8 protein-coding genes are annotated in these 9,767 nt (G+C 49.5%); 5 read left to right on the top strand and 3 right to left on the bottom strand.

Features of this window, described 5'->3' with window-relative positions:
• Nucleotides 1-282 precede the first annotated feature (282 nt).
• The 3 genes from yajC to nusB form a co-directional block, all read right to left on the bottom strand.
• Nucleotides 283-633 (bottom strand): preprotein translocase subunit YajC, encoded by a 351-nt coding sequence (gene yajC, locus VFS25_RS19455; protein ID WP_326463844.1) that lies wholly within the window; start codon nucleotides 631-633, stop codon nucleotides 283-285.
• A 111-nt stretch (nucleotides 634-744) separates the two neighbouring features.
• On the bottom strand, nucleotides 745-1,188 hold the full coding sequence (locus tag VFS25_RS19450) for a DUF1573 domain-containing protein (RefSeq protein ID WP_326463843.1): 444 nt from the start codon (nucleotides 1,186-1,188) through the stop codon (nucleotides 745-747).
• A gap of 101 nt (nucleotides 1,189-1,289) precedes the next feature.
• Nucleotides 1,290-2,219: a transcription antitermination factor NusB gene (gene nusB, locus VFS25_RS19445; RefSeq protein WP_326463842.1), complete on the bottom strand. Its 930-nt coding sequence runs from the start codon at nucleotides 2,217-2,219 to the stop codon at nucleotides 1,290-1,292.
• 235 nt (nucleotides 2,220-2,454) lie between these two features.
• Here nusB and VFS25_RS19440 point away from each other — a divergent pair, with 235 nt between their 5' ends.
• From VFS25_RS19440 to VFS25_RS19420, 5 genes are all read left to right on the top strand, one after another.
• Nucleotides 2,455-2,736, top strand: a complete 282-nt coding sequence (locus VFS25_RS19440; protein ID WP_089915754.1) for a co-chaperone GroES — start codon at nucleotides 2,455-2,457, stop codon at nucleotides 2,734-2,736.
• 130 nt (nucleotides 2,737-2,866) lie between these two features.
• Nucleotides 2,867-4,501, top strand: a complete 1,635-nt coding sequence (groL, locus tag VFS25_RS19435; protein WP_326463841.1) for a chaperonin GroEL — start codon at nucleotides 2,867-2,869, stop codon at nucleotides 4,499-4,501.
• 117 nt (nucleotides 4,502-4,618) lie between these two features.
• Complete coding sequence (locus tag VFS25_RS19430; RefSeq protein ID WP_326463840.1) at nucleotides 4,619-5,110, top strand: FKBP-type peptidyl-prolyl cis-trans isomerase; 492 nt, start codon at nucleotides 4,619-4,621, stop codon at nucleotides 5,108-5,110.
• A gap of 38 nt (nucleotides 5,111-5,148) precedes the next feature.
• Nucleotides 5,149-6,576, top strand: coding sequence for an L-serine ammonia-lyase (locus VFS25_RS19425; protein WP_326463839.1), 1,428 nt, complete (start codon nucleotides 5,149-5,151; stop codon nucleotides 6,574-6,576).
• Between the two features lie 190 nt (nucleotides 6,577-6,766).
• On the top strand, nucleotides 6,767-9,757 hold the full coding sequence (locus tag VFS25_RS19420; protein ID WP_326463838.1) for a hypothetical protein: 2,991 nt from the start codon (nucleotides 6,767-6,769) through the stop codon (nucleotides 9,755-9,757).
• The last annotated feature ends 10 nt before the right edge of the window (nucleotides 9,758-9,767 follow it).

Below are 9,767 nucleotides of genomic sequence, written 5' to 3'. Positions count from 1 at the left end.
AATAGCGGGGAAGTGGCTTACCGGTGCGGTGGTTCATAGAAAAGAGCCGGGGAAAACCGCCGCGTTAGGGTATAAAAAATCCACATAAAAAAATCCCGCTCCGGTTACCGGAACGGGATCTTTATAATGATTTGTAGTTTGAATAGTTTTATCCCTGCCTCAAACATCCATCATCCAATTTTCCCCTCAAACATTAATCTTTAAATCTTAAATCTTACATCCTACTTCCTACTTCTTCCCAAACAAAGCACAATCCCTTCATTATTAATTCTTCATTATTAATTATTTTTTCTCCTCGGCAGCTTTATTCTGCGCCTGGGTATACTCCATGCTAACGGCAGAACGCTCAATGATAAAGAAGGTACCAGGGCTTACTTCCAGCTGTATGGTATTGTTGTCATTGATCCTTTTGATTTTACCATGTATACCGGCAATGGTTACTATTTTATCTCCTTCGCGTAATCCTTCGCCAAATTGTTTCTGTAATTTAGCTTTTTTAGTTTGCGGGCGGATCATAAATAGCCACATCACTACTATCATACCCGCAAAGAACAGTAAAGACACCATGGGAGAGCCGCCACCCTGGCCGCCCTGCGGTGATGCCATCAACAAAATGTTCAGCATGTTGTTCATGTTGTAAATCGTATTATTTGTTTAGTTGTTAATCATCATTGCATTATCTCATCAAGCCGTCTTCAATTCCTCCATCTACATATCCATTCCTTCATCTGCACATTTGCACATTTATTTCACGATTGTGCACTGAATTTTCGGCCCCTGTAAATAAGGAGGATTGGTATTCGCTTTTATACTGATCTCTTTTTCAGTATAACCTTCTTTACCATGACTATCAAATACTACCTTCAGGTAGCCGCTTTCTCCCGGTTTTACCGGCTCCTTAGGCCATTCCGGAACGGTGCAGCCGCAGCTCGATACTGCATCCTGTATCACCAGGTCCTGCTTGCCGGTGTTGGTGAACTTAAAAGCATATTCCACCTTTTCGCCCTGGGTAATTTGCCCAAAGTTATGCACGGTTTGCTCAAAGGTGATTTCAGGACTGCCTTTGGTACTATCATAGGCGGCAGGCGCTTTGGCAGCGGTTTGCTGATCCGCCTGTTTACCAGCCTGCGACTGGCAGGCGGTGAACAAAATACCTGCACTGATTAGGGTATAGAACAGTTGTTTCATATTTTATGCTTAAAGCGGAAAGCACAATGCACAAAGCTAAAATATCCACCGTGTGGCTTGCTTTCTGCTTTCAGCTTTGTGCTTTCCGCTCCCAAAAGTAATTATTTTTTTGTACGGTCAATTTTCTGTATTTGCCGGGCCTGCTCAAGGTCTTTTAATATATTATCCAGTATGCCGTTCACAAACTGCCCGCTTTGCGGCGTGCTGTAAGCCTTGGCCAGGTCAATATACTCATTAATGGTAACCTTGGTAGGGATGGTGGGAAAGAAAAGGAACTCGCACACCCCCATTTCCATCAGCAGCATATCTACCGCCGCAATGCGTTCCGGGTCCCAGTTCTGCAGCTTGGGCTTTATCAGCTCCAGGCAGTAATCTTTTTTATCTATTACCGTAAGCAGCAGCTCCCGGGCATACTCCAGCTTTTCCTGGCTGATAAGCTGCAGAAAGTTGAAGAGGTGCGGCTTATTCATGTAGTTATTAATGAGAATACCCATCATATCCGCATCATCACCCCAGTGCAGGAAATGATCCTCCATATGCTGTACAAACGCCTCACTGGTGGTGAGCACCTGCTTGTACATAAACTCCACTATCTCTTTTTCAGAAGCTTTTGAACGTTCGGAGGTATTAATATAGGCTTTATAGGTATCGGTGGCAGCCAGGTTGTTATACAGTTTGCGGATCAGCTCCTGGTCGGGCATATGCCGCATTTTCCATTGCTCCAGGTTCACCTGGAAACCTTTATCGTTGTTGATCTGGTCAATAAATTCGTTGCCGGTTATTTTGGTGCTTACGCGCAGGTCTTCTGCGGTAGGCAGGTGTTTGGAAGCACGGGCCTGCGCATCTATTTCTGCATATTGCGCCACCCGCACCAGGGAGTAGAGTAAGTAAGTAAAGATCTGGCAGGTCTGGTCCAGCTTTTCTTTTAACAGGCTGGTGGCCGTTCCTGGTTTAATAGTGCCTGGTTCCATGGTTTCCAGGGCGTAAAGGGTTTGCATTACCTTTACCCGGATATTTCTTCTACTGATCATCTTTTATATCGTATAACAAGAACTAATAAGGGCGCAAAGCTAGCGCAATTAGTTCATAATGGCAAAAAAGACCCTTTGTCATATTTCCTCTGAAAAATTGACATTTAAGCCAGGCCTCCTTATATTTGCCGTCCTTACTGACTGCAAATTTGACCCGAAAAACCCATTGGCATTATTCTGGTGGGCGGAACTGACACAAAAATTCATCTTACCTTTTCTAAAAAAATATACACATATGGCTAAGAATTTAAGTATTAAACCTTTAGCTGACAGGGTAATTGTGAAACCTGCAGCCGCTGAAGAGAAAACCGCCGGTGGCATCATTATTCCCGACACTGCCAAAGAAAAACCGCAAAAAGGTACAGTGGTAGCAGCTGGTCCCGGTAAAAAGGACGAGCCTGTAACCGTAAAGGTAGGTGACACTGTACTGTATGGTAAATACTCCGGCACAGAGATCAGCTTTGAAGGCGACGATTACTTAATTATGCGCGAATCAGACATTCTGGCAATTGTTTAAAAACAGGCATTGGCTGGTAGCCTTTAGCGGTTAGCCTGTGCAAATCCTGAAAGCTAATGCCAACATCAACAGCTAAAAGCTGATTTTAGTACAATTCCACCTCTAAACATTTTAAAAATCTCTTACAATTATGGCAAAACAAATATTCTTTAACACCGATGCCCGCAACAAAATGAAGAAGGGCGTTGACGTGCTGGCCGATGCAGTGAAAGTGACCCTGGGTCCTAAAGGCCGCAATGTTGTAATCGAAAAGAAATTCGGCGCTCCTGGTGTAACCAAGGATGGTGTAACGGTAGCTAAAGAAATTGAACTGGAAGACGCTATTGAAAATATGGGCGCCCAGATGGTAAAAGAAGTAGCCTCCAAAACCGCCGACGTGGCTGGTGACGGTACTACCACTGCTACTGTGCTGGCACAGTCTATCATTGGCGAAGGCCTGAAAAACGTTGCCGCAGGCGCTAACCCGATGGACCTGAAACGCGGTATCGACAAAGCGGTGAAAGCCGTTGTGGAAAGCCTGCGTAAACAATCTGAAAAGGTAGGCAGCGACACTAAAAAGATTGAGCAGGTGGCTGCTATCTCCGCTAATAACGACGCCGAGATCGGTAAGCTGATTGCCGAAGCCATGAATAAAGTGACCAAAGACGGCGTTATCACCGTTGAAGAAGCAAAAGGCACCGACACTACCGTAGAAGTAGTAGAAGGTATGCAGTTTGACCGTGGTTACCTCTCTGCCTACTTTATTACCAACAGCGAAAAAATGCATGTTGAGCTGCAGAACCCCTACATCCTGATCTATGATAAGAAGATCAGCGCCATGAAGGACATCCTGCACATCCTTGAAAAAGTAGCACAGCAAGGCGCTCCCCTGCTGATCATCTCTGAAGACCTGGAAGGTGAAGCACTGGCTACCCTGGTAGTGAACAAGCTGCGCGGCACCCTGAAGGTGGCTGCAGTAAAAGCTCCGGGCTTTGGCGACAGAAGAAAAGAAATGCTCACTGACATTGCTACCCTTACCGGTGGTATCGTGATCAGCGAAGACCAGGGTTACAAACTGGAAAATGCCGACCTCACTTACCTGGGTAAAGCAGAATCCGTAACCATCGATAAAGACAATACCACCATCGTTGGCGGTAAAGGCAAGAAAGAAGATATTACTGCCCGCATCAGCCAGATCCGCGCACAGATAGAGGTAACCACTTCTGACTACGACCGCGAAAAATTACAGGAACGCCTGGCTAAATTAAGCGGCGGTGTAGCTGTACTGTATGTAGGCGCTGCTACCGAAGTGGAAATGAAAGAAAAGAAAGACCGCGTAGACGATGCCCTGCACGCAACCCGCGCTGCTGTGGAAGAAGGTATCGTAGCCGGCGGCGGTGTAGCTTACATCCGCGCTATTGAGTCACTGGAAAGCCTGAAAGGCGAAAACAACGACGAGCAAACCGGTATCGCTATCATCAAACGCGCTATCGAAGAGCCGCTGCGCCAGATCACCGCTAACTCCGGTATCGAAGGTTCTATTGTGGTACAGAAAGTAAAAGAAGGTAAGGGAGATTATGGTTTCAATGCCCGCACAGAAACTTACGAAAACCTGATTGCTGCCGGTGTTATTGACCCCACCAAGGTTTCTCGCATTGCGCTGGAAAACGCCGCTTCCATTGCCGGTATGCTGCTGACCACCGAATGCGTGGTTGCCGACAAACCAGAGCCTAAAGCCGCAGCCCCTGCTATGCCGGGCGGCCACGGTATGGGTATGGACTACTAATCGGTTCCAAAGGGATCAAACCCTTTTTAATAGGCTCCGTTCCGTTTTGCGGAACGGAGCTTTTTTATAACCTTTTCTTAATGTAACATTCCCCCTTACTAAGGCGTTTTACCTAGCATGAAGTGGACTTTACGAAACTGTTTTTACTGCTTTATTATCCTGTGCCTGGCCGCCGGCTGTACCAAAAAGGAAAACTCCCTCTCCTTTGATACGGAAAATGGCGCCAGCGGGGAAGATATACAGATACAACAGTACCTCTTTAACCACAACATCCAGGCCCGCAAAGACCCCTCCGGCCTGTACTACCAGATTATCCAGTATGGCGACAGCACCCATCGCATAACGCTCGAGAACGTACCTTACATGATTTATACCCGCCGCCTGCTGAACGGCACTTTTATAGATGCTTCCATTGGCGTAACCGACTTCGACGGCCGTAAGCTGAAAGACCACATTGCCGGCTGGCAGATTGGCTTGCAAAAAATCACCAAAGGCGGTAAAATACTGATGATCATCCCCTCCAACCTGGGCTTCGGCAACGTGTCACTGAACAATATCCCCGCTAATTCCATACTGGTGTGTGAAGCCGAGCTGGTGGATTTTAAGTAGCGCATTTCCCCTATCTTTGAAGGCTAAACACCTACGTAGTGGCACAGGAATGCATTTCTGTTTTTGATATTTTCAAGATAGGCGTTGGTCCCTCCAGCTCTCATACCTTAGGGCCCTGGCGGGCGGCATTACGTTTTTTAGGCGAGCTGGAAGCAGCCGGCCGGCTGCCTGCCGTAACAGCAGTAAGCGTGCTGCTGTATGGCTCCCTGGCTAAAACCGGCCACGGCCATGGTACTGATATTGCCGTGCAGCTGGGCCTTTGCGGCGATGATCCCGTAACTTTTGATGTGAATAACATACAAAGCAAAATAGCAGACATACGCCGTAACCGGCAGCTGCCCCTGAACGGCCGTCATGTAATAGCTTTTGATCCCCTGGAAAATATTGATTTCCTGTATGAGGAAACCCTGCCTTACCACCCCAACGCGCTTACCTTCCTGGTAACCTTTGCCAATGGCGAGCAGCAGGCATCTACCTGGTACTCTATTGGCGGCGGCTTTGTGGTAAAGGAAGGGGAGCAGGCTGGCAGCGGACCTGCCGTGGAGCTGCCTTTTCCCATTGATACTGCGCGGCAGCTGCTGCAGTGGTGCATTAAAACCGGCTACTCAATTTCCGAGCTGGTAATGGAAAATGAGCAGGCCTGGCGCTCCGAAGCCGCTACCAAAGATGGCGTGCTGCGCATATGGCAGGTAATGCAGGAATGTATTTACCGCGGCTGCCATGCCGCCGGCGAACTACCCGGGGGGCTGCACGTAGCCCGGAGGGCGGCTGCGCTGAACAAAAAACTGTTACAGGGCCACACCTACCATGATTACGACTCCTGGATAATGGCTATCCGCAATGGTGGTAACCATTTTGCCTATACGCTGGATTGGGTAAGCTGCTTTGCGCTGGCCGTGAACGAGGAAAATGCCTCTTTTGGCCGTGTAGTAACCGCCCCCACCAACGGCGCCGCCGGCGTAATACCTGCTGTGCTGCAATATTATATCACTTTCTGCGACGGCTACCAACCGTCAAAGATCATCCAGTTCCTGCTTACTGCATCGGAAATAGGCAGCATTTTTAAAAAGCGCTCCACTATATCCGCTGCTATGGGCGGCTGCCAGGCCGAAATAGGCGTATCTTCCGCCATGGCGGCGGCAGCGCTCACAGAATGCATGGGCGGCTCCCAACGCCAGGTGCTTATGGCGGCAGAAATAGCTATGGAGCATCATTTAGGCCTTACCTGCGATCCTATCGGCGGGCTGGTACAGGTACCCTGTATTGAACGTAACACCATGGGCGCCATAAAAGCCATTACTGCATCGCAGCTGGCCCTGCAAAGCAACCCGGAGCTGGCCAAGGTATCACTGGATGCCGTAGTAAAAACCATGTGGGAAACCGCCCTGGATATGAACTCCAAGTACAAGGAAACCTCCGACGGCGGCCTGGCGGTAAACATCCCCATCAGCTTACCGGAATGCTAGTGGATGTGCGGATGTGCAAATATGCAGATGTGCAGATGAATGGGATAGTGGTCAACAGGTGAAGCAGCCGTTACCGCTTCATAAGCTGGTAAAGGCAAAAGATAAAGGCCTGCCTGGAAATATACATTTGCGCATTAATATATTATATTAGCATGCCAGCATAAATTAGCACACCAGCACACTGCACATTATGAAACGCACCTGCAACGCCCTTCCCGCAAATACCGGCGCCACCGCATATAAATACATCAACATATTCATCCGCTCCATTATCTGCATATTTGCACATCTGCACATCCGCACATCTTCCTCCCATCTGCCCATCCGCACATCTACCCGCTCCCTCATCCGCACATCTACCCGCTCCATTATCTGCACATCTGCATATCTGCACATCTGCACATTGATCCTCCTTCCTCTTACGCTGGCGGCGCAAAACTTCGGCGGTAACCCGCCCGCCCTCAAATGGCGGCAGATCAATACAGATACGGTGCGCGTTATTTTCCCGGTTGGCCTGGAAGCGCAGGGGCAGCGGGTAGCCAACATTGTACATTACCTGAATAAAAATACACGCGCCTCCATCGGCAACCTGCAGCAGAAGGTGAACATTGTACTACAGAATCAAACCCTGGAGTCCAACGGCTATGTACAGCTGGGGCCTTTCCGTTCAGAGTTTTACCTGAACCCGCCGCCATCTTCGCTGGAGCTGGGCTCTTTACAGTGGGATGAGCAGCTGGCCCTGCACGAGTACCGGCACGTGCTGCAGAACATGAATTTCCGGCAGGGCATCTCCAAAGTGTTCTCTTACCTGGGTGGGGAGCTCGGACAGGCTGCTGTAACGAATATTGCGGTGCCCAACTGGTTCTGGGAAGGTGATGCAGTTACCATGGAAACAGCGCTGAGCCCACAGGGCAGGGGGCGGCTGCCTGCTTTTTTTGACGGCTTCCGCGCCTTAACGCTGGAGGATAAACATTATTCGTATATGAAGATCCGTAACGGCTCGTACCGCGATTATGTGCCCAACCACTATGAGCTGGGCTACCTGATGAGCGTGTACGGGCGCACTCATTACGGGCAAACCTTCTGGCGCAATGTAACTACCGACGCGGTGCGCTTCAAAGGCTTGTTTTACCCGCTGTCGCAAAGCATACGCCGCAGAACCGGGTATAACATTACCGGCTTTTACCACGCCACCATGCAACAGTATGGCAAATGGTGGGAGGAGTATGCGGGCCGTAAGGATATTACCCCTGCCAAACCATTAACGGCAGCAGGTAAAACGGTTACGAACTACCGCTATGTGTACCCTGCAGGTCCGGGGCAGTGGATCACTTTAAAAAGCGACTATAAACATATACCCGGTTTTTACCTGGTTGACAGCACCGGTCATGAACACCTGTTAACCCGCCCCGGTATCAGCTTCGACGATTTTTTTACCTATAACAACGGCCGCCTGGTATGGACAGAAGCCCGGTACCACCCCCGTTGGATATGGGAAGATTATTCCGTTATTAAAATGTACGACCGCAATAACGGTCATAGTTATACGATTACGCACCGCACCAAATATTTCTCCCCTGACATTACCGCTGATGGCGCTACTATTGTAGCCGCCTTTACCACGCCGCAGCTGCAATATGGCCTGCACCTGCTGGATGCCCGCACCGGCAAAGTAAAGCAGGTGCTGCCCAACCCGCAGAACTGGTATTATACCTTTCCGCGCTTTACGGCAAACGGGCAGTTTATAATAAGCCCGGTACGTAACCGCCTGGGGCAAATGGCCCTGGTACAGCAGTCTGTTGGCAACGGGGAAACCACCCTGCTTACGCCTTTCAGCTATAATGTAATAGGCGCGCCCGTAGTAGCAGGAGATACCCTGTATTTTACCGGCAGCTGGAAAGATGTAAATAACCTGTACGCCCTTACCCTGTCGGGCAAACAGCTGTACCAGGTTACAGACCGCCCTAACAGCGTGCTGCAGGGCGCAGTGAGCGGGCAGCAGGTAGCCTTCAGCGAGTTTACTGCAAGTGGGTACCAGCTGTATGCAGCTCCGCTGCAAACCAGCGCCTGGCGGCCGGTTGATACCTCTGTTGATGCGCATAGCGCCTGGCTGAAACCTCAGCTGAAGGAGGGGGGCAATATACTTTCCACCGTACCGCATAAAGATTATACGGTAACAAAGTACCCGCAGCTTACACATCCCTTTAACCTGCATAGCTGGGTGCCCACTTTCGACGATCCGGACTACAGCCTTACCCTGTACGGCAATAATATACTTAACACCACCTCTACCGCCATTGGCTATACCTATAACCGCAATGAGGGCAGCTCCGCGGTGGGCGGCAGCTTTTTGTTCGGCGGCTGGTTTCCGTACCTGCAGGCAGGCGTGGATTACACCTTTAACCGCTCTGCCCTGGTAAAAGATGTAGGCCGTTTGTACTGGAATGAGCTGGACTGGCATGGGGGTGTTACCATTCCCTTGCTGTTGTCATCCGGCAAATACGGCCGCAGCCTGTCCGTAGGATCTAACTACCACTACCTGCGCAGCTACCCGCAGGGCTTTAAGTTCCGGGACAAAGGCGTCCAGTACCTGAACAATACTTTGGTGTTTAACAACCAGCGTATTAAAGCCCCGCAGAACATATACAGCCATTTCGGGCAATACCTGTACCTGCAGTACACCCATTCTATTGATGAAGTGCCGGCAGAACAGTTCTACGGCCGCTTTGACCTGTACCTGCCGGGATTGTTCCCGAACCATAGCATTGTATTGCAGGCCGCCTACCAGCAAAAAGATACCATGCAGCGTTATTCTTTTTCGGATAATTTCGTGTATGCAAGAGGGTATAACGAGCCTTTCTATGGCCATATTTATAAGCTGGGGGCTAACTATCATTTTCCTATTGCTTACCCTGACTGGGGTTTTGCGCAGCTCATATACCTGCTGCGCCTCCGTGGCAACGCGTTTTATGATTACAGCCAGGCGTATAACTTCCGCACCAAAACCAGCCGGCGCTTTGCCTCTACCGGCGGCGAGCTTTTCTTTGACACCAAAATAGGCAATACCATTCCCTTTACTTTTGGGGTGCGTTACAGCCATCTGCTGGACCCTGATCCGGCAGAAAATACCCGGAACCGGCTGGATTTTATATTACCGCTGCAGCAGCTGTTCAGTTATTAATTACGAATTC

It is taken from the genome of Chitinophaga sp. (assembly GCF_035761305.1).
Classification (GTDB): Bacteria; Bacteroidota; Bacteroidia; order Chitinophagales; family Chitinophagaceae; genus Chitinophaga.
This window is presented reverse-complemented; position numbering and strand designations above follow the sequence as displayed.

Coding starts and splice junctions, on each gene's coding strand:
- yajC (WP_326463844.1), bottom strand. CDS start 633: ATGAACAACATGCTGAACATTTTGTTGATGGCATCACCGCAGGGCGGC.
- VFS25_RS19450 (WP_326463843.1), bottom strand. CDS start 1,188: ATGAAACAACTGTTCTATACCCTAATCAGTGCAGGTATTTTGTTCACC.
- nusB (WP_326463842.1), bottom strand. CDS start 2,219: ATGATCAGTAGAAGAAATATCCGGGTAAAGGTAATGCAAACCCTTTAC.
- VFS25_RS19440 (WP_089915754.1), top strand. CDS start 2,455: ATGGCTAAGAATTTAAGTATTAAACCTTTAGCTGACAGGGTAATTGTG.
- groL (WP_326463841.1), top strand. CDS start 2,867: ATGGCAAAACAAATATTCTTTAACACCGATGCCCGCAACAAAATGAAG.
- VFS25_RS19430 (WP_326463840.1), top strand. CDS start 4,619: ATGAAGTGGACTTTACGAAACTGTTTTTACTGCTTTATTATCCTGTGC.
- VFS25_RS19420 (WP_326463838.1), top strand. CDS start 6,767: ATGAAACGCACCTGCAACGCCCTTCCCGCAAATACCGGCGCCACCGCA.